This window comes from Bradyrhizobium sp., from assembly GCF_035652035.1.
Taxonomy (GTDB): Bacteria; Pseudomonadota; Alphaproteobacteria; order Rhizobiales; family Xanthobacteraceae; genus Bradyrhizobium.
On sequence record NZ_DASREO010000095.1, the window covers coordinates 14,571 to 37,155 of the forward strand.

Below are 22,585 nucleotides of genomic sequence, written 5' to 3' on the forward strand. Positions count from 1 at the left end.
CTCGCTACAACGCCAGCCCTTCGGCCTCGGCGAATTCGGTCAGCTTCTGCCGGATCGAGACGCTGCCGGCGGGCGCATCGAGCAGCGAGTTCATCAAGGCTTCGGCCTTTTTGGCATCGAGGTCGAGGATCAGCGCCTTGACGGGACCGTGTCCGGTCGCCGACAGCGAGAGCGAGCGGTAACCGAGCGCGATCAGCGCCAGGGCACCGATCGGCTTCGACGCCATTTCGCCGCACAGCGATGCGGATTTCTTCGCCAGCGTGGCTTTCTGCACGATCTCGCGCAGCACCCGCAGGATCGGCGCCGACAGGGTGTCGAACCGCTCGGAGACCTTGGCATTGCCGCGATCGACCGCGAACAGGAACTGGAACAGATCGTTGGATCCGACCGAGATGAAGTCGACCTTCTTCAACAGCTCGTCGAGCTGATAGAGCAGAGCCGGTACTTCGAGCATGGTGCCGATGTCGATGCGCTCGGGCAGTGAGTGCCCGTGCTGACGCAAATACGTCAGCTCGCGTTCGACGATGCTCTTGGCGGCATCGAACTCGGCCACTTCCGTGATCATCGGAAACATGATGCGCAGACCGCGGCCGCCGCCGGCGCGCAGCAGCGCGCGGATCTGGCCGCGCAAGAGGCCGGGCCGGTCGAGCCCGAGCCGGATCGCGCGCCAGCCGAGCGCCGGATTTTCCTCGATCACGCTTTCCATATAGGGCAGCGCCTTGTCGCCGCCGATGTCGAGCGTACGGAACGTCACGGGCTTCGTCCCGGCAGCATCAAGCACGGTGCGATACAGTGCGAGCTGGTCGCTGGTGCGCGGCAGGCTCTGGCCGACCATGAACTGCAATTCGGTGCGGAACAGGCCGATGCCGGCAGAACCTGTGTCGTCGATATGCGGCAGGTCGATCGCAAGGCCCGCATTGATCAGGAGTTCGACCCGCTGGCCATCCTTGGTCACGCAGGGCTTGTCGCGCAGCGCCGAATATTGTGCCTGCCGGCGCGCGCGGAACCGCACCCGCTCCGCATAGGCCGCCTCGATCTCCGCCGACGGGCGGACATAGATCGAGCCCGAGGTGCCGTCGACGATGATGGCGTCGCCGGGATCGGCGATACCCGGCGCGTTCGGAACCTCGCCGACCGCGGGAATGCCGAGCGCCCGGGCCACGATCGACACGTGCGAATTGGCGGTGCCCTCTTCCAGCACCAGGCCGCGCAGGCGCTTGCGATCGTAGTCGAGCAGCGCCGCCGGCCCCATCGCGCGGGCGATCAGGATGGCGTTGTCGGGGAGCTGCTCGCGCGAAGGCGCATGATCCTGTCCGACCAGTTGCCGCATCAGGCGATAGCCGAGATCTTCGAGGTCGTGCAGGCGATCGCGCAAATAGGGATCGGTGGAGCGCAGCATGCGCGCGCGGGTATCGGACTGAACGCGCTCGACCGCGGCTTCCGCGGTGAGGCCGGTGGCGACCGCCTCGTGCAGCTTGTGCGACCAGCCGTGATCGTTGGCGAACATCCGGTATGCCTCGAGCACGTCGCGATGCTCGCCGCCGTCGGCAACGTCGCCGCGCTCCAGCATGCGGTCGAGGTCGGCGCGCAGCTTGGCGAGCGCTGCGTCCAGCCGCTTGATTTCCTTCGGCAGGTCCTCGGCAATGTAATTGGTGATGACGACGCGCGGCTCATGCAGCACGACGTGGCCAAGCGCGATACCGTCGGACAGGATTGCGCCGGTCTTGTGCTGGGAGTGCCGCGCGGCGGGTTCGGCGCCCGGCTGGGCCAGCGCCGCCAACTCGCCAGAGGCGATCATTTCCGCCAGCACCATCGCGGTGGTCTGGAGTGCCTCGACCTCCTCCTCGACATAGGTGCGCTTGGCGCGGTTCTGCACGACCAGTACGCCAAGCGTGTTGCCGGCGCGCAGGATCGGCACGCCGAGGAAGGAGTGATAGATCTCTTCGCCGGTCTCGGGGCGGAACGAGAAGGCCGGGTGGCTTTGGGCGTCGTTGAGATTGAGCGGTGTCGCCTCGCTGGCGACAAGGCCGACCAGGCCCTCATGCGCATTCAGTACCGTGCGGTGCACGGCGTCGCGGTTGAGACCTTCGGTCGCATAGAGTTCGAGCGTATTGTCGACGCGCAGCACATAGACCGAGCAGACTTCCGCCACCATGTTGGCGGCGATCAGCACCACGATCTTGTCCAGTCGCTCCTGGGCCGAGACCTGCTCCGCCATGGTTTCGCGAAGCCGTCTCAACAGGACGCGGGGGCCTCCCGATGCGCTTCGCAGTGGGGTCAAATCCTATTCCTCCAGGCCAGCCCGCCGGGTGGCCGCGAGCAGGCGTTTAGACTCAAAACGCAACAATTTTATTCATTCGGCGGATGCCGCAGAGCCAAGCTAATGGCCGAATCACGCCGCGAAAACAGTGGCACGGTTCACAATTGAGCTCATTCAGGCCGTATACCGAATCGAGCCTTGTTTTGCCAAGCAAAAGGCCTGCCATTGTGAACACAGCGGCTTGCGCCGCTGCGGTTATGTTGCAGCCGCTAAGGGAAGTTTATTTCTAGGCTTGATCGAGCCCGTAAAGGGTGTGCAGCGTCCGCACGGCGAGTTCGGTATAAGCGGTGTCGATCAGCACAGAAAACTTGATTTCCGAGGTGGTGATGGCGCGGATATTGATGTTGCGCGCCGCGAGCGCCGAAAATGCCTTGGCGGCGACGCCGGCATGGCTGCGCATGCCGCTGCCGATCACCGAAACCTTGGCGACGTCGGTTGCGGTATCGAGCCGGGCATAGCCGATCTTGGCCTTGGCCGAGGTGATGGTGTCGCGGGCGCGGACGTAGTCGGAGGCCGGCACCGTGAAGGTGAGGTCGGTGGTCTTGCCGTCCTCGGAGACGTTCTGCACGATCATGTCGACATTGATATTGGCGTCCGCCAGCGGGCCGAAGATCGACGCTGCGACCCCGGGCTTGTCCTCGATCTGGCGAATGGAAATCTGCGCCTCGTCCTTGGAGAAGGCGATGCCGGTGACGACGTGACTTTCCATGATTTCCTCCTCACCGCAGATCAGCGTGCCAGGCGGCTGGTTGGCGTGCGGATCGATATCTTCGGGCTTGTCGAAACTGGAGCGGACGAAGATCGGCATGTTGTGGACCATGCCGAGTTCCACCGAGCGCACCTGCAGCACCTTGGCGCCGAGCGAGGCCAGCTCGAGCATGTCCTCAAAAGCGATCCGGTCGAGCCGTTTTGCTTTTGGAACCACCCGCGGGTCGGTCGTGTAGACCCCGTCGACGTCGGTATAGATGTCGCAGCGGTCGGCGCGGATGGCGGCCGCGACCGCAACTGCCGACGTGTCGGAGCCGCCGCGCCCGAGCGTGGTGATCCGGCCCGTCTGCGGATTGATGCCCTGGAAGCCGGCGATGACCGCGACCTCCTTGCGCTCCTTGAAGCGGTTGAGCAGTTCGGTGCCGTCGATGTCGAGAATCCGCGCCGAGGCATGCGCGTCGCTGGTCTTGATCGGGATCTGCCAGCCCTGCCATGAGCGCGCCTGGATGCCGATCGCCTGCAATGCGATCGCCAGCAATCCCGCGGTGACCTGCTCGCCGGACGCCACCACCGCGTCGTATTCGCGGGCGTCATGCACGGGCGAGGCTTCGCGGCACCAGTCGACCAGCTCATTGGTCTTGCCGGCCATGGCCGAGACGATGACGGCGACGTCGTGGCCGGCATCGACCTCCCGCTTGACGTGACGCGCCACGTTGCGGATGCGTTCGATATTGGCGACCGATGTGCCGCCGAATTTCATCACGAGGCGACCCATGATGGCTGGTACATTCCTCTGCGGATTATTAATGTAACCGGGCGCAAACGTTCGCACGCGGTACTCGAAACGCGCGTATACATAGCGGCGCGGTCGAGGGCAAGTAACCGGCTCCGAATCGCGCCATGTTATTGAGTTAATTGAGGCTGTTGGTATGGCGCGCTACATCGACGAAATCCTGCAGCCGGGCGAAAAAGTGCTGTATTCGACCAATGCGCACTGGATCTTCTATCTGCCGGCCATCGTGGCCTGGGTTGTGGCGCTGGTGCTCGTAGCTGCTTCAGTCTCCTTTCCGCCAATAGCCGTGATCGGCCTGCCCGCGGCCGCGGTCATCGCCGTGGTGGCGCTCTATTTCACGGTCAAAGGCTGGTTCCACCGGCTCACCACGGAAACCGACGTCACCGACCGCCGGGTGGTGCACAAGACCGGCTTCATCAAACGGCGCACGTTCGAGATTGCCCTCGACAAGATCGAGAGCGTCGACGTCGAGCAGACCATTCTTGGCCGTATCTTCAACTACGGCGACGTCACCATCATGGGGGTCGGCGAGGGCCGGCAAACGATTTCGACCATTGCGTCGCCTTTGGCGTTTCGCAGCGCCATTACCGCGCGTTAGGAGCGGCAGATGGCAACCCAGCCGAACTCTCCCGCCTCTCCAGCAGCCTCCACCGTCGATCCGGCGGAGATCGCCAAATTCTCGAAGCTGTCCGAGCAGTGGTGGGATCCCCGGGGCAAGATGGCGCCGCTGCACAAGATCAACCCGCTGCGCCTGACCTATATTCGCGATGCCGCCTGCCGCAAGTTCGATCGCAACATCAAGAGCCTCGGCTGCCTGTCGGGCCTGCGCATCCTCGACATCGGCTGCGGCGCCGGCCTGCTGTGCGAGCCGCTGACGCGGCTTGGCGCGCAGGTGATCGGCGTCGATCCCTCCGCCAGCAATATTGCGGCGGCGCGGCTGCACGCCGACCGCGGTCATCTGTCGATCGATTATCGCTGCACGACCGTCGAGGAGATGGACGTGCGCGAGCGTTTTGACATCGTGCTGGCGATGGAAGTGGTCGAGCACGTGACTGACGTCGGCGCGTTCATCGGCCGTTGCGCGGCGATGCTCAAGCCAGGCGGGCTGATGGTGGTTTCCACACTCAATCGCAACTGGAAGAGCTTTGCTCTTGCCATCGTCGGCGCGGAATACGTGCTGCGCTGGCTGCCGCGCGGCACCCATCAATGGGAGAAGTTCGTCACCCCCGACGAACTTGCACGCCACCTCCTCGATAACCGGCTAACCATCGCCGAGCAGACTGGCGTAGTGTACAGCCCCTTCACTGATCGCTGGGGTTTGTCGTCCGACATGGACGTGAACTACATGGTGATCGCCGAAGGCATGATCTGACCTTCGCCTGATTCATTTCTCGCTTCCCTCATTTCGCTGATGTTCACCGTCACCTCGCTCTGGATTCCCTTCACCGTGACCGCTGCGGCAGGTCAGGTCGCGCGTAATGCCATGCAGCGGCAGTTGACCGGCCCGCTCGGCACCTGGGGCGCGACCAACATCCGCTTCCTGTTCGGATTTCCGTTCGCGCTTCTGTTCTTCGCCGGCGTCTTGATTTTTGGCGGCGACGCCTTGCCACGGCCGACACTTGTGTTCTGGCCGTGGCTCCTGCTCGGGGCGATCTGCCAGATCGTCGCGACCGGACTGATGCTGGTGGCGATGAACGAGCGTTCTTTCGTGGTGACGACAGCCTATCTGAAGACCGAAGCGATCCAGACGGCGATCTTCGGCTTTGTCTTTCTCGGCGACCACCTGACCGCCTTGAAAGTGCTCGCGATCGTGATCGCCACGGTCGGCGTCGTTGTCACCGCCTTGCGGCCGGGCGGCGAAAAAGGCTTTTCCGACCTTCGGCCGACCGTGATCGGTCTCGTCTCTGCCGCAGCGTTCGCGCTGTCCGCCAACGGCTATCGCGGCGCGATCATCACCATCCACGGCGCATCGTTCGTGACGGCCGCGACCTATACTCTGGCGGTCGGGCTGTTCGTGCAGACGCTGATCCTGACCGTCTATCTGCTCTCGCGGGCGCCCAAGGTGCTCACATCGATCCTGAAGCTATGGAAGCCGTCGCTGCTCGCGGGCTTCATGGGCGCGTTCGCGTCGCAGTTCTGGTTTCTGGCGTTCGCGCTGACGGCCGCGGCCAACGTGCGCACGCTGGCACTGGTGGAAGTGCTGTTCGCGCAGGGCGTCGCCTATTACTCGTTCAAGCAGCCACTTTCGGCGCGCGAACTCTTCGGCATCGTGCTGATCGTGGTCGGTGTTGCGCTTCTGGTTGCATTTTAGCCTTTGAAAGCGATCAGCACGGCGCCGCCGGCGATCATTGCAATTCCGATCCATCCCTGCAGCGAAGGCCGTTCGCCGAGAAACGTCACGCCGAACAGCGCGACCAGCACCACACTCAATTTGTCGATCGGTGCGACCAGCGTCGCGGGCCCGAGTTTCAAGGCACGAAAGTAACAAAGCCACGACGCGCCAGTGCCGAGCGCCGACAGCACCAGAAAAGCCCAGCTCTTGGCCGGGATCGGCCCGGGATCGGTGAACTGCCCGGTTGCGAACAGGATGAGCGACAGCGTGACCAGCACGATGGCGGTGCGGATCAACGTGGCAAGATCGGAGTTGATGCCCTCGACGCCGACCTTGGCGAAGATCGCCGTGAGTGCGGCAAACACTGCCGACAGCACGGCCCAGACTTGCCAGGAACTGCTCATGATGGGCGCTTACCGAAGGCTGGAAATGATCTTGGGCACTTGGGTCACAAGCGGAGCATGGAGCGTCGGATTTGCAAGCTGAAATATCGCGTCAGAGATCGCGTCTCGGCGGTCAGGCTCGTACTCGATATCCTCTCGGCACTCCACCAGATTGGCCCATTCCTCCAGAACAATTGCGCCAAATTCGCCGGCCGCAAACCGCTGCAAGACTGCGACGATATCGCGGCTCGTTAGCGTGACGAGCGGTTTGTCGGAATCCCAGGGAAATGGCTCGAGCGCCACCTTCAGCAGTGTGACGGGTTCATTGAACTGAATGAGCGAGGATAGGACCGCCTGCCGGTTCATAGGGGATCTTTCGGCGTCGCGGCTCGCGAGCTAGTTCCGGTCGTCGGGTAGCGTCGGCAGCGGCATGACCTCGACGCCCTCGTCGATCAAGGCTTTCGCTTCGTCCGCCGAGGCTTCGCCGTAGATCGGCCGATGCTCGATATCGCCATAGTGCATCTTGCGGGCTTCGTTCGGAAAGCTGTCGCCGACGTTGTCGGCGTTCTTGACGATGTGGTCGCGCAACTCCTTGAGCTTGGCGCGCAGCTCGCGCTCCTGCGTCATCAAGAGCGGCGTCGAGGTCGAAGGTGGGATCACCTCGGCAGCCGGCGTTGGGACTGCGGGTGTCGCCACCGGCTCGGAGGAGGCGTTGTCGCGGCCCTTCTTGCGTGCGATCCGCGGCGCCATGATCGCGCGTTCGACCTCGGTCGAGCCACAAATCGGGCAGCTCACGAGCTTGCGTTTTTCCTGGCTTTCATACGCAGACGAGCTCTGGAACCAGCTCTCGAAGGCGTGGCCCTTCCGGCAGCGTAGATTGTAATGGATCATGCCGATCCCCGAACGAGTGGAGTGGATTTGGCATTCGCTAACCCGTAGCCGCACGTTCTCATAGCGAATGCCAAATCCAAAACTCCACTCAAGTTTAAATTTCGCTGGTGTCTCTTTGGGTCTGACATTCGTAAACAAGCCTGCCGCGATAAGATACGAATGTCAGACCCGAGACACCAGTTGCAGATAATCCGGCCCGGATTTCGGGTCGGCGACGGAAAAGCGCCGGCCATGTTGCAGCGACGGCACGGTCTTGCGCGCGGTCTCAACCAGCGAAGGATCGATCCTGGCCATGAACACGCCGGGCTCGACGCCGCCTTCGGCCAGCACCTCGCCCCAGGGCGCGATGATCAACGAATGGCCGAACGTCTCGCGCTTGTTCTCGTGCAGGCCGGCTTGAGCGGCCGCGAACACGAAACAACCGTTCTCGATGGCGCGGGCGCGGAGCAGCGTGTGCCAATGCGCTTCGCCGGTCTTCCGGGTGAACGCCGACGGCACAGTGAGGAACGAGGCGCCGCTTTCGGCCAGCGCGCGATAGAGCGCCGGAAAGCGGACGTCGTAGCAGATCGTCAGCCCAATGCGTCCCCATGGCAGGTCGGCGACGACAGCAGTCTCGCCAGGTTGATAGTTGGCGGATTCGCGATAGCTTTCGCCGCCCGGTAGATCGATGTCGAACATGTGGATCTTGTCATAGCTCGCGATCACGCCACCATCCGGGCCGATCAGGAAAGAGCGGTTGACCGCGCGTTCCGGCGACGCGCGCAACGCCAGCGAGCCGATATGCAGATGAATTTTCAGCTCTGATGCGAGCGCGCGATAGGCTTTCAGCGAAAGATCGTCGGCTTCGTCCGCGAGATGCTCGAACAGCGCCTTGCGGTTCAGCTGCATCATGTTGCTCACTTCCGGCGTGAGCACGTAGTCGGCGCCCTCAGCGGCCGCCTGCCGGATCAGCTTGATGCCCTGCTCGAGGCTCGGCTCGGGCAAGAGGCCTGTGCGCATCTGCACCATCGCGGCGGTAAAGGAGCTGACCTCGCTCATGAGTTGGCCCCTTCGCCGGCGAGCAACGTGTCAAGTTTGCCGGCGCGATCGAGTGCATAGAGCTCGTTACAGCCGCCGACATGGGTTTCGCCGATGAAAATCTGCGGGAAGGTCGAACCGGCGCCGGCGCGGTCGTACATCTGCTCGCGAAAGGCCGGATCGGACGAGACGCTGAGCTCCGTGAACGCTGCTTTCTTGCGCGTCAGCAATTGCTTGGCGGCGGTGCAATAGCCGCAGCCGGGACGGGTATAGATTTCGATCGCAGCAACCATGACGCGCTCTCTAGAGCTCCGATTCCGAAGTTCGCAAACTATCGCGGCTACCTCTGATGCGAACTTCGGAATCAAAGGAGCTCTAGCAACTGAATTTTGCCACGGCGGCTTGAATTTGAAGTTCCCATGACGAACTTGCCGCAATATCGATAGGAACTTCAAATTCGCCGCAGTGGTGGTCCGATTCGGACTAATGACCGGAATGGCTGATTATATGGGAGTTTTGTGGTTATCCACAACCCGGGCGAAGACCAGCACGTCGACAGCGGCGGCCTTCGCGCGCAAGAGCGCCCGCGCACAGGCATCCACCGTTGCGCCTGACGTCAAGACGTCGTCGATCAGCACAACGCGGCGCCCGGCGATGAGGTGTTGCCGTTCAGGCGCGACCTTGAAGGCGCCCTGTACGTTGCTGGCCCGTTGGGGTCGAGACAGGCCGATCTGCTGTTCGGTGCGACGGATCCGGCGCAGCGCCTCGGCTGCGACAGCAACGCCGGTCTGCCGTTCGATGATGCGCGCCAGCGCGCCCGATTGATTGTAGCGGCGGCTCCATCCGCGCCGCCAGTGCAGCGGCACGGGAACGAGCACGTCGGCCTCCTCGAGCAATTCCCGCCCGGCCCGCGCCATCCAGCGGCCCATGCTGGGCGCGAGATCCGTGCGGTCCTGGTATTTCAAGGCATGCACCAGCGTCCGCGCCACGTCGTCATAGCGCACCGCCGCGCGGGCGCGCGTATAGGCCGGAGGGCTCGCGATCGCCTCCATCGAAAGCATGTCGGGGCCGGGATCGTAGACAAAGGGAATGCCCAGTCGCGGACAGAACGGCGGCGCGATGAACGACAGCTTGGCCCAGCAAGCCGCGCAGACGCCTTCGCCCTCGACCGGCTCGCGGCACGCCACGCACAAGGTCGGCAGCGCGATGTCGAGCGCGAGCTTTGCCGCGTGCGACCACGCGCCCCTGCATGCCACGAGCGCGCTGTGGAGATGCGAGGAAATCGAGGGTGACGGATTCTCGGCGTCCATGGGCCCAAAGGCTATCGTCGGGCTTGCCTCGGCTCAAGCGGCAAGAAGCGCTCTTGCCGAAGCCGTCGCCCGTCGCTAGCTCAGTAGGAGAACGACTTGCCTTGATCTGACGACAAAGCCGGATCGCCATGCTCAGGATTATCTTTCCGCGCCCCTATCAGATCGAAGTCACCAGGCTTCGGCAGACCGAATTTCACAAACTTCGTCGGCAACTCGATCAGGTGCATCTGGCCTGGGTGACGGAGTGGAAACGACGGCAAGATGATTTCAGGATCGAGAACATCCGCTTCCGTCACGATCCCTATTGGAATCAGCGATTTTTCAGTCTGCAGGCGGCCCGCGACGGCAACACATGGTTCTGGCGGGCCACCGGCGTATTCCTGGGCTGGGGCGTGGCGTCCATCTAGGACAGTTCACCCTCGCGCGGCGCGCTGCCGCGAAGATCCGGGCTGGTAAGCAAGGCGGCTGTGACCGGCGCAATAGGGTAGGCCGTGCAGCGGCTGGTTGCCGCAGAAGCAGAAATCCTCTTCGCCGGGGCTGTTGATCGGCCAGCGGCACCTCTCTTCGCTAAGCTCGAGCAGCGAGCAATGCTGCTCACTTTGGATGCTCTGGTCGTCTTCCACAGGCGGCGCTTCCGAAAACAATCTGCGCAGGATGCGGTATTGCAGCCTCGGCACCGAGCGTGGGCGGCTGGCTTTCGGGCTCACTCGCCGCAGGTCAGGCTTCTTTTCCCGGGTCAGGTTGAGGCGGGCAAGCTTGCCGATCACGGCGTTGCGGGTGACCCCGATTTCATTGGCGATTTCCCGGCAGGAGAGGCCGGCTGCGAAATGGTTCTTGAGGAGTTCGATGCGGTCGGTGGTCCAGGTCGCTTCTTTGGCAGGCATTTGAAAGTCCCGAAGTATGAGCCGTCACACCGGCTCCCCCATAGGCCTCCCAGTCGCCGATCCGTCCCGAATGCCGCGATTCTCAGGGCGTCTTGCCGTTATCGCGGATCGAAAGCAGCCCGTCCTTGATGGCGAGACGAATACCCTCCTCGATCAGGGTCCTCGCAACGCCTGGCACGCTCGTCCCGTGGGTTCCCTGTCTGACCAGCTTCTCGAGGTAAGTGATGGTCGAAAGGGCCAACGTGACTGGAACGCGGTCGGTTTCGGCTTTTTCTGTGGCCATGCAAAAACGCTAGCCTCTCACGCGGGTACTGAAAAGTATCTATTAAGAGTCTATTTACACCAGAACGAGGCTCCTTGTCAGCCCACCATCGCAGGCCTACCAACCAGCATGGTTTACGACAGAGCTGCCGCACCCCGCCTGTTTGACCGCGCTTTGCTGCCTGTCCGGTTTGCGCGGGCGCAAAGGCTGGGTCTTGCGACCTTTCTGCTCGATCGCGTTGCCGAGGACATGGCCGAGCGGCTCAAGGCCGTCTTGCGGGAGTTCAAATGCGCGGCGGAGATCGGCGCGCCGGGCACGCAGATCGCGAGCGCGCTCGCGGGAAGCTTCGATCAATATGCGCGGATCGACCTGCCGGAACGGGAATCCGAGCCGCTTCCACTTCAACCGCACTCGCTCGATCTCGTGGTTTCCGCGCTCGCCTTCCAGTTCGTCAATGATTTGCCGGGCGTGCTGGCGCAGATCCGCCGCGCGCTGCGTCCTGATGGATTGCTAATGGCAGCGATGATCGGCGGCGATACGCTGACCGAGCTGCGGCAGTCGTTTGCCGCAGCGGAAGCTGAGCTCGAAGGCGGCGTGTCACCGCGCGTGGCACCATTCGCCGATCTGCGCGACGTCGGTAGCCTGTTGCAGCGGGCAGGTCTTGCGCTGCCCGTAACCGACGTCGACCGCATCGTCGTGCGCTACGACAGCGCGTTCAAGTTGATGGGTGATTTGCGGCGGATGGGCGCAACCAACATCCTCGTCGAGCGGCGGCGTGCGCTGACCCGCCGCGCCACGATGTTGCGGATGGCGGAGATCTATCAGGAACGCTTCGCCGATCCTGACGGCCGCATTCGCGCGACCTTCGACATCATCTGGCTCTCAGGCTGGGCACCGCATGACAGCCAGCCAAAACCGCTCAAACCGGGATCGGCGAAAGCAAGCTTGGAAGAAGCGGTGAAACGTAGGTCCGACCCTCATGGTGAGGAGCGCTGAAAGCGCGTCTCGAACCATGAGGCCCGACTCGCGGCCATCCTTCGAGACGCGCGCAGGGCGCGCTCCTCAGGATGAGGAGTTTCATCACATCAACAAATCGATCAGATGCGGGATCAGCGGAATGTCGGCGGGCGGCATCGGATAGTCGCGCAATTTGGTGACGAGCACCCAGGCGAGCTTCTGGCCCTCGCGCGCGATCACATCGCCTTCCCAGCGCCGGCAAATGTACAGCGGCATCAGGAGATGGAAATCGTCATAGGCGTGGCTCGCGAACGTGAGTGGCGCAAGACACGCCTCCTTCACGGTGATGCCGATCTCTTCGTGCAGCTCGCGGATGAGCGTTGCTTCCGGCCGCTCGCCGGGCTCGAGCTTGCCGCCCGGAAACTCCCAGAGACCTGCCATCGCCTTGCCTGGCGGCCGCTGCGCGATCAGCACGCGCTTGTCGGCGTCGACGAGGGCGCAGGCCACGACCAGCGTCAGTTTGATGTCGGTCATGTCTTGCCTGCTTGAGCAATTTCAATCGCTTTTCGTGAAGGGCGCGTTATGTGCGGGCCGGCTCCCCGATCGCGACCAGCCATAGCTGAAGCAGCGCCGCCGAACCAGAGCATGACGTTGAGAAATTGCCTGCGCGGCTATTGCAGCGACCGTTTGGCCAAATCCAGATCGGCAACGGCGCGGCCGTCTGCCTTCACACGGACGTGGCGGTTATATCCCATCGCCCCTTCTGGCAGAGCTAGCAGGCCTTCTGCTGCAAGTGCTGGATACAGGTACACGTTTTGTTCGAGGGATTGGCCGTCGTGCCGTACTTGACGTCATAATACGCAGGACCGGTCGAGTTCGTTGGGCTGTCTGTCGAACAGCGCGGATACAGCCAATAGACGTCCTGAAGATTGACGGTGCCACTGATCGTGTAACCGAGAGCGGGTGTATAGGCGTAAGTGACTTCACTCACGATGAACGAAACCTGGTCGTTTTGACCGTTTGGATTGTTGACATTGCCCACTGCTCCGTTGAGCGACGTAGGCAGCGCCAAAGCGTTGTAGGCTGGGGTTGCCCCGTTTGCTGACGAACTGCTGAGGCTTGATCTTCCCTGTGCGAAGCTTGATCCGTTGTAGTACTGACTCCATTGGACGGTCATGTTGCCATTGGCGTCGCTGGAGATCTCGGACACCGTCACCCCAAGCTGGCTGCCGGAGACGGGATAGGGTGCAATGATGGATGTCGCGCCGGTGAGAATGTTCTGCATCGAGGCCGTGCTGAGCATCGTGTTCTGCGTCACCATATCGGCGACGGAGTGTGCGGTCGCGCTGACCTTGACGTTGATCGCCATTCCGTCCGCGAGTTCGACGCCGCCGACGTAGAGCAGCAACATGAACGGGACCACGATCGCGAATTCCGTCGCTGCCACGGCGTCGGCGTCGGTCGAAAATTTCCTTACGCGAAATGACAGGCTTGTCATAGGTCGATACCTCTAGGGTGCGGCCGGCTCGTTCTGGAAAGCGGCGGATGCCATGAGCAGCCGGCTGCCGTTGGCCTGGTTGGCTATGTTGCCGGCAATCGGCCCGAAGAAAACCGGCCAGAGATACATCACGCGGACAACAACGATGTCGCCGGCGTTTCCGGGATTGAATTGCAAGTTTGCAAGAGATGTAGCGCTGACAGTCCCATCCGGGTTGTAGGTGAACGTCGGCATGCCGGTGTTGGCCGAGGACCAGTTGCTGGCGACCTGCACATCGACCATGATGTTAGTGCAGGTGAAGAGGACGTTGGAATTGTTGCAGACAGTCTGGTGAAATGCTGCCACGGCTTGTGCCTGGGTCAGGCTCGCATCCGTTGTCTGCGTCTGCCCGGTCAGAATTTGGCGAGCCGATGCGCGCACGGCATTTTCGAGCAGCGCCTGCGCAAAGAAAATCAGGAACGTCTGGATGAGGGCGGCGACCAAGGCGAGGAACGGCGTGGCAACCAGCGCGAACTCGACCGCCGTCGCGCCCTTGCTGTCCTTGGCAAAAGCGACGAAGCGCTTGCGGTGTCCTTTTCCTTCAGTGGTTTCCAGTTGGGCCATGGCGCGCTTCTCTTACTGTGTGAGGCTGGCGGTACTTGACGCAACCTTGATGAACAGATCTGTCAGCGCCTTCGTGATATCGCCGCCGGTTGCCACGCTTTTGTAGAAGCCGGGTGAGGCGCACGCCTGGAGTTTTGCTGCGATCGTGCCGGTATCGGGAGCAGGCTCGTCGTAGGTGTCTACCCAGCTCATGTACCAGTTGTCCGTGATGTTTTGACTGGAGCCGAGATTCTTGAGCTGAAGGTACTCCGTGTAGAGGATCGCGATCTTGATGCCCCGGTTCCTGATGGTCGTGCACATCGTCGTGTCGAGCGGTTGCTGGCAACGATTGTGGGAGGCGAGGCTCGCGTTGGGACAAGCCCCTGCGTTCGCGACGATCTTGTCCTCGACGCCGTCGGTGATAATGAACACCACTTCCTGTGGCGTATCTCCCGACGCGTTGCTGCCAAGGCCGGGGCTGGGCAGGCTGCTGTTGAGAGTTGAGAGTGCGCCCGCGATATCTGTGCCAAAGTCGGTGTTGGGATTGCTCGTGCTCGTGGAAGAGCAGCCAACGTAGATACAGTTCTGGTATTGGACCTGCATCAGCGAGATGTTGCCAATCTGGTTTCCAGCCAGTGTCGGGGTGGTCAGTGTCGCCAGTGTGTTCAGGCTGACGTCGAAGGTATAGAGGGCCGCCTTGTAGGTGGTGTTGTTCAGAGCCGACATGCAATTCATGACGCCGGTCGTAATGCTTGTCTGCGGGCAGCCCGTATATGAAACGAACAGCTGGGTGAGGGCATTCTTCAAGAGATCGATTCGCAAGGTGACATTATTGGCCTTTGCGATCGCAAGGTTGTCCTGGGTCCCGCCCTCGTGGGCGATATTGGCTTCATGGCAGGCGAAGCCGCAATTTTGCGACGCTGTTGCCGGTTGTTTCGAGGGAGCGGTATACGTAATGAGGTTGTTGATGTCGGTCAGGGTCGCGCCGATGCCCATCGACGGCGAGTCATCCGTCAGAAAATACCAATTGATGTTGGGTGCGGCTGCCGCCTGCGACGTGGCAGAACCGCTGATCGGCCACGCTACCTTGCTCACGCCGTTCCCCAGCACTTTAGGAAAGTTGTTCAGGGCCGCGGAGGTGTACGAAACCGAGACGGTGCGAGAAAGTCCGGTATCCGTCACGGTGATCGTCGGCGTCGGAGCTCCGTTTTGCAGACCGGGGGCCAGGGCGTTCGCCGTCGACATGAAGATGGCGTTGGCAGTGGCCGCGGCCACGGTATCGCTTTGCATCAACATGGCCGGCCTGACGGCCGCGATGGCGGCTGCGTCGGCAGCCGCGTCCAACTGCTCCTTTTTCCGCAGCGCCTGGGTGAAATCGAGCGTCATGCCGAGCAGAAAGATGATCGGAATCATCATGAGCGCAAAAATCACGGCGACGTTCGCCCTGTGATCTCTGGCGAAGCGATACAACCAAGCGCGGAGCATAACCTTCATCCCAATCGCCATAGGTCCCGGGGCAATTCCTTGGTATTGCAAAGGCTGAGTGCGGAAAAAGACGGCAAAGAGCCTCCTCCGCTGTCTCGGCAACGGGGAACTTTGAAGATCGGCCGTTAAACAATGCTTACGCCGACCGCGTGAACGCGAGGCGCGCGAAAATCGGTCGATCCGATCAGGGCGGATCGTTAACAGTCGCTAAACGCGGCTGGTAAAATTCGCGTAATTTGTCGCGGGAAGAGAGATTTTTACGACCGGTAGTCGCCGTTGATCGCGACATATTCCTTGGTGAGATCGCAGGTCAAAACGCGGTCGCGGCCCTTGCCAAGGCCGAGCGCGACCTTGATCGCGATCTTCGGCTGCTTCATCGCAGCCGAGACTTCGGTCTCGTCATAGGAGGGATCGCGCGCGCCGCTTTTTGCGACGCGGATGCCGTTGAACGAGATCGAGAGCTTGTCGCGGTTGGCGGGCTCGCCCGCCTTGCCGACCGCCATCACCACGCGGCCCCAATTGGCGTCCTCGCCGGCAATTGCGGTTTTCACCAGCGGCGAGTTTGCGATCGACATGGCGATCCTGCGCGCTGACGTCTTGGAGACCGCGCCTTCGACGGTGATCTCGACGAGCTTGCGGGCGCCTTCGCCGTCGCGCGCGACCTGCTCGGCGAGATTGGCGAGTACAGCGTTGAAGGCCTTGACGAAGGCCTTCAGCCGCGGGTCGCTGGCGCGGCTGATCTTCGGCGCGCCATGTCGCGCGGCTGCTCCTGTCGCAAAGGCGAGCAGCGTATCCGATGTCGACGTGTCGCCATCGATAGTGACCGCGTTGAAACTGTCCTGGACGCCTGCCTTCAGCAGCGATTGCAGCGCGCTTGCCGTAATCGGTGCATCGGTGAAGATGAAGGACAGCATGGTCGCCATGTCAGGCGCGATCATGCCGGCGCCCTTGGCCATGCCGTTGATCGTCACCTTGGCCTTGCCGAGTTTGACCGTTGCGGTGGCCACCTTTGGAAAAGTGTCCGTGGTCATGATCGCGCGCGCCGCTTCCATCCATGCATCCGGCGTCGTCTTGGTGGCGAGGTCGGCGAGCACGCCGTCGAATTTGGTGGCATCAAGCGGCTCCCCGATGACGCCGGTAGAGGCCAGGAAGATCTCTCTCGCCTGACAGCCGACCGCCTTCGCGGCGATCGAGGCGGTCAAGGCCGTGGATTGACGGCCGGTCTTGCCGGTGAAGGCGTTGGCGTTGCCGGAATTGACGACCAGCGCACGCGCGAATCCTCCCCCGGAAGATTTGCCGCGTGAAAGTTTGGCGCGGCACCATTCGACCGGCGCTGAGGGACATTTCGACTGCGTGAAAACGCCGGCCACCGCCGTCCCCTCGTCCATGATCGCGAGCAGCACGTCGGTGCGGCCCTTGTAACGGATGCCGGCGGCTGCGGTCGCAAGCCGCACGCCCGCAATGGCGGGCATATCCGGGACATCGGTGGGGGCGAGGGGGGAGATGGAGGACATGAGAGCACCAGCGGCGGGAAATGCGGGAAGCGCTCTCTATCACCTTCGCTGTCAGGAAGGGAGAGGGTGCGTCACCTGCACCCCGTCATTCCGGGATGGTGCGTAAGCACCAGACCCGGAATCTCGAGATCCCGGATCGCCGCTTTCGCGTCGTCCGGGATGACTTCGTCACTTCTTCGCAGGCGCCATCTTTGCATCCCCCGGCTTGGCGGCGTCGGGTGAAGCGGCCGGCGCGTTGGAGGCCTGATCCATGCGCTCGACCTTCGCACCTTCGCGCAGCTTGGCGACGTACTCGGCCTGCGCCTTGCGGGTGACGTAGGTCTCGATCTGCGGCTTCACTTGCGCGAAATCGGGCGCCTTGCGGTTACGCTTTTCCTCGACCTTGATGATGTGCCAGCCGAACTGCGACTTCACCGGATCGGAAATCTTGCCGGGTTCGAGCGAGAAGGCGACGGCGGAAAATTCGGGCACCATCTGGTCCTTGGTGAAGAAGCCGAGGTCGCCGCCATCGGCCGCGCCACCGGGATCCTTCGACTTCGACTTGGCAAGCTCGGCAAAGTCGGCGCCCTTCGCAAGCTCAGCCTTGATCGCCTTGGCCTCGTCTTCGGTCTCGACCAGGATGTGCCTCGCATGCACCTCCTGCTCGCCAGCGATCTGCTTGGCGGCTTCCTCGTAAACCTTCCTCATGGCGTCGTCCGTCGTCGCCGCCTTGCCTTCGGATGCGAGCAGATTGTCCATCAAAAGGCGATTGCGGGTAAAAGCGAGGCGGGCCTTGAAGTCGGGGCGATCCTCGATCTTCTTGTCTTCCGCGGCCTTGGCGACGATCTTCATGTCGATCAGAAACGCCAGCACGTTTTCCTTCTTGGTCGCGGGGTCCATCTGCGCCAGGCTGGGCCCGAGCTCTTCTTCCGCAAGGGTGACGTCGCTCTGACGGATTTCAGCGCCGTTCACCTTGGCAAGCACGGGGTTATCTTCAGCACGCAGCGGCTGGCTCGCGAACAGGGCAATTGCCAATGCGCCGGTTGCCGCGGCAAAGCGGGCGCGGTTTGCGTGTGACGACGAACTAGTCATGAAAAATCCTTATATCATCAAAGCCAAATGGCTGTTGCGCCCTGGGGGTCGTTAAGGCGGCGCGACACTCGCCCAATCGCGTGGCCTTGGCAACGCGAAAAGTCTGTCAAAATCATGAAATCCTCGAAAGGCCGGCCTGCTTTTGCAGGGCCTCTCGCCGGCGGGCTGGCAGGCCTCTCGCCGGGGGCAAACCGGGTCTAACCAACGCTCCGCCACGGCGTTGGACCGGCCGTGTGCCGCCGGCGCCAAACGCTGATCCTCCCGAGCCTGGGATAGCATCCGCAGGCCTCTGGCGGCGTTGACAAGGCTTAGGCTCAGCCATATCTCTGCCGAACCTGAGTCAATGGCGATAGCGCCTTTTTTTCCGCGTTTTAGCCGTTGAACCCCGGATTGCTGAACTCCCACTCATTCGACGGATAACCCCGGTCAGGGCCGGTCGTTAGCGCGTCACGATGAGTTGATGGCTGGCTGGTAATCCGACCACCTCACGGCAGCTCTGCCGAAGCACAGGAAGTTGGCATGATCGGCGCGCTCGCCCGCAAGTTTTTCGGTTCCTCAAACGACCGGCGGGTCAAGGGGTACCAGAGCCGCGTCGATGCCATCAACGCGCTGGAGAGCGAGGTCGCTGCGCTGTCCGATGAGGCGCTGAAAGCGCGCACGGCGGAATTCCGCAAGGAACTCGCAGACGGCAAGACGCTCGACGACATTCTGGTTCCCGCTTTCGCCACCGTCCGCGAGGCTGCCAAGCGCACGCTCGGCCAGCGGCATTTCGATGTGCAGCTGATCGGCGGCATGGTCCTGCACGAGGGCGATATCGCTGAAATGAAAACCGGCGAAGGCAAGACGCTGGTGGCGACGCTTGCGGTCTATCTCAACGCACTCGCCGGCAAGGGCGTCCATGTCGTCACCGTCAACGACTACCTCGCCCGCCGTGACTCCTCCTGGATGGGTCAGATCTATTCCTTCCTCGGCCTGACCACGGGCGTCATCGTCCACGGCCTCGACGATGCCGAACGCAAGGAAGCCTACGCCTGCGACATCACCTACGGCACCAACAACGAATACGGCTTCGACTATCTGCGCGACAACATGAAGTACCGCCTGGAGGACATGGTCCAGCGCGGGCATTTCTACGCCATCGTCGACGAAGTCGACTCGATCCTGATCGACGAGGCGCGCACGCCGCTGATCATCTCGGGCCCGCTCGACGACCGCTCGGATTTCTACAACACCATCGACACCTTCTTTCCCAAGCTGGAGAAGGCCGACTACGAGGTCGACGAGAAGCAGCGCACCGTGACGCTGACCGAAGGCGGCATGGAGAAGATCGAAGTCCTGCTGCGCGATGCCGGCCAGCTCAAGGGCGAATCCCTTTACGATGTCGAGAACGTCTCGGTCGTTCATCACATCAACCAGGCCCTGCGCGCCCACACGCTGTTCACCCGCGACAAGGACTACATCGTCCGCGACGGCGAGGTCGTGATCATCGACGAGTTCACCGGCCGCATGATGCCCGGTCGTCGCTATTCGGAAGGCCTGCACCAGGCCCTGGAAGCCAAGGAGCATCAGCCGGTCCAGCCGGAGAACCAGACGCTGGCCTCGATCACCTTCCAGAATTACTTCAGGATGTATGAAAAGCTGTCGGGCATGACCGGCACCGCGGCAACCGAAGCCGACGAGTTGTTCGACATCTACAAACTCGACGTGGTCGAAATCCCGACCAACCTGCCGGTGGCGCGCCTCGACGAAGACGACGAGGTCTACCGCACCCAGAATGAAAAATACGCCGCCATCCTCTCCGAGATCGAGCGCGCGAATGCGCGGCTGCAGCCGGTGCTGGTCGGCACCGCCTCGATCGAAAAGTCGGAAGTATTGGCCGAATATCTCAAGAAGCACGGCTACAAGCAGATCGACTTCGGCAATGAGAAGGCGATGGACAAGCTTTACGCCGCTGCCCGCGCCGGCAAGCAGGCCAAACTGTTTGCGGTCTTGAACGCGCGCTTCCACGAACAGGAAGCGTATATCGTGGCGGAAGCCGGCGTGCCGGGCGCGATCACGATCGCCACCAACATGGCCGGCCGCGGCACCGACATCAAGCTCGGCGGCTCGCTCGACATGCGCATCCAGCACGAGACCGCGGGGATTGCCGACGAGGCCGAGCGCAACGCCAGGATCGAGGGGATCAAGGCCGACGTCGAACGTTTCCGTGAGATCGTGCTCAAAGCCGAGGAAACCATCGAGATCGAGCCGGCGAAGGGATCGAAGCCGGCCAAGACCGTGACCAAGCCGGGCGGCCTCTACATCATCGGCTCCGAACGGCATGAATCGCGGCGCATCGACAACCAGCTTCGCGGCCGCTCCGGCCGTCAGGGCGATCCTGGCCGCTCCAAATTCTTCCTGTCGCTGGAAGATGACCTGATGCGCATCTTCGGGTCCGACCGGCTCGACAGCATGCTCACGCGGCTCGGCCTCAAGGAAGGCGAGGCCATCATCCACCCCTGGATCAACAAGGCGCTGGAAAAGGCCCAGCAGAAGGTCGAAGCCCGCAACTTCGACATCCGCAAGAACCTTCTGAAGTTCGACAACGTCCAGAACGATCAGCGCAAGGTGATCTTCGATCAGCGCGTCGATCTCATGAAAGACGAAAGCGTCGCCGAGACGGTAGCCGACATGCGCCGCGCCTTTGTCGAGGACGTCGTGACCAAGCATGTGCCCGAGCATGTCTATGCCGAGCAGTGGGACGTCGCCGGCCTCAAGGAAGAGCTCAAGCGCGTGCTCGACATCGACCTGCCGGTCGACGAGTGGGCCAAGGAAGAGGGCATCGCCGACGAAGAGCTGCTGACCCGGATCGAAAATCGCGTCGACGAGCACATGGCCGCCAAGGTGGCGCAGTGGGGCGCCGACGTGATGCGCTACGTCGAGAAGACGATCCTGCTTCAGACGCTCGATCACCTCTGGCGCGAGCACCTGATCATGCTCGATCACCTGCGCCAGGTGATCGGCCTCCGCGGTTACGGCCAGCGCGATCCGTTGCAGGAATACAAGTCCGAAGCGTTCAACCTGTTCGAGACCATGATCGCGCACCTGCGCGAGGCCGTGACGGCGCAGTTGATGCGCGTCGAGATCGTGCCGCCCGCGCAGCCGCCGCAGCCGCTGCCGGCGATGGAAGCGCACAAGTTCGATCCCAATACCGGCGAAGATCAGTTCGCCAACGCCTCGCTGGTGCCGACGGCGGCCGCCGACCGCGACCCGAAGAACCAGGCGACGTGGGGCAAGGTCGGCCGCAACGAGGATTGTCCCTGCGGCTCAGGCAAGAAGTACAAGCACTGCCACGGCAAGTACGCCTGAGGAAGGCTCTCTTCGCGTATCGATGAGGAGCCTCCGCGAGCGTTAGCGGCCGCGCTTGGCTTGTGCCCTAGCTTCGTCATCGAAGCCGGTTTGCCGTCTTCTTAGCTCGATGGAAGAAAGAGGGAATTCAGAGCGGGGCGAAAGAACCTCGCCTCCATGTTGTTTTGACCAGCCTGCGACGGATGCGTTCCGTCAGGATACAGAGCCGGATTTGCCGCAGCCGAGTCGGGTCCCCAGACAGGATCAGCCGCCCAATCAACAATGAAGTCGCATTTCCCCTGACTTGGGAAAAGTCGCAGTGCCGGATCAGCAATTGCCCTATTGGCATTGAACGTAGCGTCATTACGCGGATTGTGAGTGCAGATCCCCAATTGAACCAGCTTGCTGGACGCTGCGATAGCCTCCCTGAATTTGGCAAGTTAGGCTGAAAAGGCGTCTAGCCACGCCGAGGCATCCGTCGAAACCAGGTCATTCTGTCCTGCCTGGACAAATAGAATGTTCGGACCGTCCTGGAATGCTTCGATCACCAGCGATTGCCGCGCAATCATGTCGGGCAGGTGAGCGCCATTCGTAGCGAAGCATTTTTGGTCGGTCTCCTGGATCGCGTGAGGAAGGTAGAGTGTGTGATACGACGTCGTTCCGGCGCCGCCGTTATCGACGCTCGAGCTCGATCCTTCAACAATGAGATGTCTGGGTGCAGGCATTGGAGCTAAGCCTTCAGCGCGCCACCTTGAGCAGCGGGATGCTGTTCGCGTCCGGCGGCACCGGCATCTGCTTCAGATAAGCATAGATATCGGCGGCGTCGCGATCGGAAACGATCGCGGCCTCATAGGGCGGCATCTGGTTGGCCGGATGCCGCAACTGATTGACGAAGGCGTCGAGCGGCAATTCGGTGCGCGAGACGCGCGGGCCGGTCATGATCGCTCCCTGGCCCGCGAGGCCATGGCATTGATAGCACCCGGTCTCGCGGTAGAGCGTCTTGCCGTGCTCGGCATTGCCGGAGGGCTGCGCTGCCTGTTGCGCCGACGCCGATCCGATCGCCAGCACCAAAGCCACGAGCGTGAGGCTGGACTGTTTCATAGCCTGTCCCCCTAGTGGTCCGATTCTAACATTCGCATCCCTTCTCAGCGGTCCGTTTGCGAATGTTAGAATCACAGGACCACTAGCAAATATGAGTCTCTAGTGGAGTTTCGGATTTGACATTCGCTTTCCTGGTCCGTGGTTAGTTCG

General features: G+C 62.1%; 24 protein-coding genes. 6 read left to right on the top strand and 18 right to left on the bottom strand.

Going from position 1 to position 22,585, the window contains the following annotated elements:
• Positions 1–4: 4 nt before the first annotated feature.
• A complete protein-coding gene (ptsP, locus tag VFB05_RS25440) occupies positions 5–2,272 on the bottom strand; it encodes a phosphoenolpyruvate--protein phosphotransferase (RefSeq protein ID WP_325017607.1) in 2,268 nt (755 codons plus the stop codon).
• Between the two features lie 274 nt (positions 2,273–2,546).
• Complete coding sequence (locus tag VFB05_RS25445; RefSeq protein ID WP_325017524.1) at positions 2,547–3,803, bottom strand: aspartate kinase; 1,257 nt, start codon at positions 3,801–3,803, stop codon at positions 2,547–2,549.
• Positions 3,804–3,957: 154 nt separating this feature from the next.
• Between VFB05_RS25445 and VFB05_RS25450 the strand changes: the two genes are divergently transcribed.
• The 3 genes from VFB05_RS25450 to VFB05_RS25460 are packed head-to-tail and all read left to right on the top strand — an operon-like array spanning position 3,958 to position 6,132.
• Entirely contained in the window at positions 3,958–4,419 is a 462-nt protein-coding gene (locus tag VFB05_RS25450) for a PH domain-containing protein (protein WP_325017526.1), read from the top strand.
• A 9-nt stretch (positions 4,420–4,428) separates the two neighbouring features.
• On the top strand, positions 4,429–5,193 hold the full coding sequence (gene ubiG / locus VFB05_RS25455) for a bifunctional 2-polyprenyl-6-hydroxyphenol methylase/3-demethylubiquinol 3-O-methyltransferase UbiG (RefSeq protein WP_325017528.1): 765 nt from the start codon (positions 4,429–4,431) through the stop codon (positions 5,191–5,193).
• Positions 5,194–5,232: 39 nt separating this feature from the next.
• Positions 5,233–6,132 carry a DMT family transporter gene (locus VFB05_RS25460; RefSeq protein ID WP_325017530.1) on the top strand — a complete coding sequence of 300 codons (900 nt, stop codon included), beginning with the start codon at positions 5,233–5,235 and terminating at the stop codon, positions 6,130–6,132.
• Here VFB05_RS25460 and VFB05_RS25465 read toward each other — a convergent pair.
• From VFB05_RS25465 to VFB05_RS25490, 6 genes are all read right to left on the bottom strand, one after another.
• The gene (locus VFB05_RS25465) at positions 6,129–6,557 is read right to left on the bottom strand and encodes an EamA family transporter (protein WP_325017532.1); all 429 of its coding nucleotides are present in this window, start codon (positions 6,555–6,557) and stop codon (positions 6,129–6,131) included. The genes VFB05_RS25460 and VFB05_RS25465 overlap by 4 nt on opposite strands.
• A 9-nt stretch (positions 6,558–6,566) precedes the next feature.
• The gene (locus VFB05_RS25470; protein ID WP_325017534.1) at positions 6,567–6,902 is read right to left on the bottom strand and encodes a hypothetical protein; all 336 of its coding nucleotides are present in this window, start codon (positions 6,900–6,902) and stop codon (positions 6,567–6,569) included.
• A gap of 30 nt (positions 6,903–6,932) precedes the next feature.
• Positions 6,933–7,427, bottom strand: coding sequence for a DUF1178 family protein (locus tag VFB05_RS25475; RefSeq protein WP_325017536.1), 495 nt, complete (start codon positions 7,425–7,427; stop codon positions 6,933–6,935).
• Between the two features lie 162 nt (positions 7,428–7,589).
• Positions 7,590–8,465: a carbon-nitrogen hydrolase family protein gene (locus VFB05_RS25480; RefSeq protein WP_325017537.1), complete on the bottom strand. Its 876-nt coding sequence runs from the start codon at positions 8,463–8,465 to the stop codon at positions 7,590–7,592.
• Positions 8,462–8,737, bottom strand: a complete 276-nt coding sequence (gene grxC, locus VFB05_RS25485) for a glutaredoxin 3 (protein ID WP_325017539.1) — start codon at positions 8,735–8,737, stop codon at positions 8,462–8,464. The genes VFB05_RS25480 and grxC overlap by 4 nt, the downstream gene beginning before the upstream one ends.
• 210 nt (positions 8,738–8,947) lie before the next feature.
• Positions 8,948–9,754, bottom strand: coding sequence for a ComF family protein (locus VFB05_RS25490; protein ID WP_325017541.1), 807 nt, complete (start codon positions 9,752–9,754; stop codon positions 8,948–8,950).
• 128 nt (positions 9,755–9,882) lie between these two features.
• On the opposite strand from VFB05_RS25490, the gene VFB05_RS25495 reads away from it, so the two are divergent.
• Entirely contained in the window at positions 9,883–10,161 is a 279-nt protein-coding gene (locus tag VFB05_RS25495; RefSeq protein ID WP_325017543.1) for a hypothetical protein, read from the top strand.
• A gap of 6 nt (positions 10,162–10,167) precedes the next feature.
• Here VFB05_RS25495 and VFB05_RS25500 read toward each other — a convergent pair whose 3' ends face one another.
• Positions 10,168–10,638 (bottom strand): GcrA family cell cycle regulator, encoded by a 471-nt coding sequence (locus tag VFB05_RS25500; protein WP_325017545.1) that lies wholly within the window; start codon positions 10,636–10,638, stop codon positions 10,168–10,170.
• A gap of 82 nt (positions 10,639–10,720) precedes the next feature.
• Positions 10,721–10,921, bottom strand: a complete 201-nt coding sequence (locus tag VFB05_RS25505) for a hypothetical protein (RefSeq protein ID WP_325017547.1) — start codon at positions 10,919–10,921, stop codon at positions 10,721–10,723.
• Positions 10,922–11,029: 108 nt separating this feature from the next.
• On the opposite strand from VFB05_RS25505, the gene VFB05_RS25510 reads away from it, so the two are divergent.
• Positions 11,030–11,896, top strand: a complete 867-nt coding sequence (locus VFB05_RS25510; protein WP_325017549.1) for a methyltransferase domain-containing protein — start codon at positions 11,030–11,032, stop codon at positions 11,894–11,896.
• 84 nt (positions 11,897–11,980) lie between these two features.
• Here VFB05_RS25510 and mutT read toward each other — a convergent pair whose 3' ends face one another.
• The 6 genes from mutT to VFB05_RS25540 form a co-directional block, all read right to left on the bottom strand.
• Positions 11,981–12,391, bottom strand: a complete 411-nt coding sequence (gene mutT, locus VFB05_RS25515) for an 8-oxo-dGTP diphosphatase MutT (RefSeq protein ID WP_325017551.1) — start codon at positions 12,389–12,391, stop codon at positions 11,981–11,983.
• Between the two features lie 238 nt (positions 12,392–12,629).
• Positions 12,630–13,355 carry a TadE/TadG family type IV pilus assembly protein gene (locus tag VFB05_RS25520; protein WP_325017553.1) on the bottom strand — a complete coding sequence of 242 codons (726 nt, stop codon included), beginning with the start codon at positions 13,353–13,355 and terminating at the stop codon, positions 12,630–12,632.
• 12 nt (positions 13,356–13,367) lie between these two features.
• Positions 13,368–13,958: a TadE/TadG family type IV pilus assembly protein gene (locus VFB05_RS25525; RefSeq protein WP_325017555.1), complete on the bottom strand. Its 591-nt coding sequence runs from the start codon at positions 13,956–13,958 to the stop codon at positions 13,368–13,370.
• Positions 13,959–13,970: 12 nt separating this feature from the next.
• Complete coding sequence (locus VFB05_RS25530) at positions 13,971–15,422, bottom strand: TadE/TadG family type IV pilus assembly protein (protein ID WP_325017609.1); 1,452 nt, start codon at positions 15,420–15,422, stop codon at positions 13,971–13,973.
• A 257-nt stretch (positions 15,423–15,679) separates the two neighbouring features.
• Entirely contained in the window at positions 15,680–16,936 is a 1,257-nt protein-coding gene (argJ, locus tag VFB05_RS25535; RefSeq protein WP_325017557.1) for a bifunctional glutamate N-acetyltransferase/amino-acid acetyltransferase ArgJ, read from the bottom strand.
• Positions 16,937–17,104: 168 nt separating this feature from the next.
• Positions 17,105–18,007 carry a peptidylprolyl isomerase gene (locus VFB05_RS25540; RefSeq protein WP_325017559.1) on the bottom strand — a complete coding sequence of 301 codons (903 nt, stop codon included), beginning with the start codon at positions 18,005–18,007 and terminating at the stop codon, positions 17,105–17,107.
• A 519-nt stretch (positions 18,008–18,526) separates the two neighbouring features.
• On the opposite strand from VFB05_RS25540, the gene secA reads away from it, so the two are divergent.
• On the top strand, positions 18,527–21,355 hold the full coding sequence (secA, locus tag VFB05_RS25545; RefSeq protein ID WP_325017561.1) for a preprotein translocase subunit SecA: 2,829 nt from the start codon (positions 18,527–18,529) through the stop codon (positions 21,353–21,355).
• Between the two features lie 419 nt (positions 21,356–21,774).
• On the opposite strand, the gene VFB05_RS25550 is transcribed toward secA, so the two are convergent.
• Together VFB05_RS25550 and VFB05_RS25555 are read right to left on the bottom strand one after the other, a co-directional pair.
• A complete protein-coding gene (locus tag VFB05_RS25550) occupies positions 21,775–22,059 on the bottom strand; it encodes a hypothetical protein (protein WP_325017563.1) in 285 nt (94 codons plus the stop codon).
• A gap of 13 nt (positions 22,060–22,072) precedes the next feature.
• Positions 22,073–22,435 carry a cytochrome c gene (locus tag VFB05_RS25555; protein WP_325017565.1) on the bottom strand — a complete coding sequence of 121 codons (363 nt, stop codon included), beginning with the start codon at positions 22,433–22,435 and terminating at the stop codon, positions 22,073–22,075.
• Between the last annotated feature and the right edge of the window lie 150 nt (positions 22,436–22,585).

Bases quoted from the DNA above. Each gene is read 5' to 3' on its own strand.
- VFB05_RS25445 (WP_325017524.1), bottom strand. From the start codon at position 3,803: ATGGGTCGCCTCGTGATGAAATTCGGCGGCACATCGGTCGCCAATATC.
- VFB05_RS25450 (WP_325017526.1), top strand. From the start codon at position 3,958: ATGGCGCGCTACATCGACGAAATCCTGCAGCCGGGCGAAAAAGTGCTG.
- ubiG (WP_325017528.1), top strand. From the start codon at position 4,429: ATGGCAACCCAGCCGAACTCTCCCGCCTCTCCAGCAGCCTCCACCGTC.
- VFB05_RS25460 (WP_325017530.1), top strand. From the start codon at position 5,233: ATGTTCACCGTCACCTCGCTCTGGATTCCCTTCACCGTGACCGCTGCG.
- VFB05_RS25465 (WP_325017532.1), bottom strand. From the start codon at position 6,557: ATGAGCAGTTCCTGGCAAGTCTGGGCCGTGCTGTCGGCAGTGTTTGCC.
- VFB05_RS25470 (WP_325017534.1), bottom strand. From the start codon at position 6,902: ATGAACCGGCAGGCGGTCCTATCCTCGCTCATTCAGTTCAATGAACCC.
- VFB05_RS25475 (WP_325017536.1), bottom strand. From the start codon at position 7,427: ATGATCCATTACAATCTACGCTGCCGGAAGGGCCACGCCTTCGAGAGC.
- VFB05_RS25480 (WP_325017537.1), bottom strand. From the start codon at position 8,465: ATGAGCGAGGTCAGCTCCTTTACCGCCGCGATGGTGCAGATGCGCACA.
- grxC (WP_325017539.1), bottom strand. From the start codon at position 8,737: ATGGTTGCTGCGATCGAAATCTATACCCGTCCCGGCTGCGGCTATTGC.
- VFB05_RS25490 (WP_325017541.1), bottom strand. From the start codon at position 9,754: ATGGACGCCGAGAATCCGTCACCCTCGATTTCCTCGCATCTCCACAGC.
- VFB05_RS25495 (WP_325017543.1), top strand. From the start codon at position 9,883: ATGCTCAGGATTATCTTTCCGCGCCCCTATCAGATCGAAGTCACCAGG.
- VFB05_RS25500 (WP_325017545.1), bottom strand. From the start codon at position 10,638: ATGCCTGCCAAAGAAGCGACCTGGACCACCGACCGCATCGAACTCCTC.
- VFB05_RS25505 (WP_325017547.1), bottom strand. From the start codon at position 10,921: ATGGCCACAGAAAAAGCCGAAACCGACCGCGTTCCAGTCACGTTGGCC.
- VFB05_RS25510 (WP_325017549.1), top strand. From the start codon at position 11,030: ATGGTTTACGACAGAGCTGCCGCACCCCGCCTGTTTGACCGCGCTTTG.
- mutT (WP_325017551.1), bottom strand. From the start codon at position 12,391: ATGACCGACATCAAACTGACGCTGGTCGTGGCCTGCGCCCTCGTCGAC.
- VFB05_RS25520 (WP_325017553.1), bottom strand. From the start codon at position 13,355: ATGACAAGCCTGTCATTTCGCGTAAGGAAATTTTCGACCGACGCCGAC.
- VFB05_RS25525 (WP_325017555.1), bottom strand. From the start codon at position 13,958: ATGGCCCAACTGGAAACCACTGAAGGAAAAGGACACCGCAAGCGCTTC.
- VFB05_RS25530 (WP_325017609.1), bottom strand. From the start codon at position 15,422: ATGCTCCGCGCTTGGTTGTATCGCTTCGCCAGAGATCACAGGGCGAAC.
- argJ (WP_325017557.1), bottom strand. From the start codon at position 16,936: ATGTCCTCCATCTCCCCCCTCGCCCCCACCGATGTCCCGGATATGCCC.
- VFB05_RS25540 (WP_325017559.1), bottom strand. From the start codon at position 18,007: ATGACTAGTTCGTCGTCACACGCAAACCGCGCCCGCTTTGCCGCGGCA.
- secA (WP_325017561.1), top strand. From the start codon at position 18,527: ATGATCGGCGCGCTCGCCCGCAAGTTTTTCGGTTCCTCAAACGACCGG.
- VFB05_RS25550 (WP_325017563.1), bottom strand. From the start codon at position 22,059: ATGCCTGCACCCAGACATCTCATTGTTGAAGGATCGAGCTCGAGCGTC.
- VFB05_RS25555 (WP_325017565.1), bottom strand. From the start codon at position 22,435: ATGAAACAGTCCAGCCTCACGCTCGTGGCTTTGGTGCTGGCGATCGGA.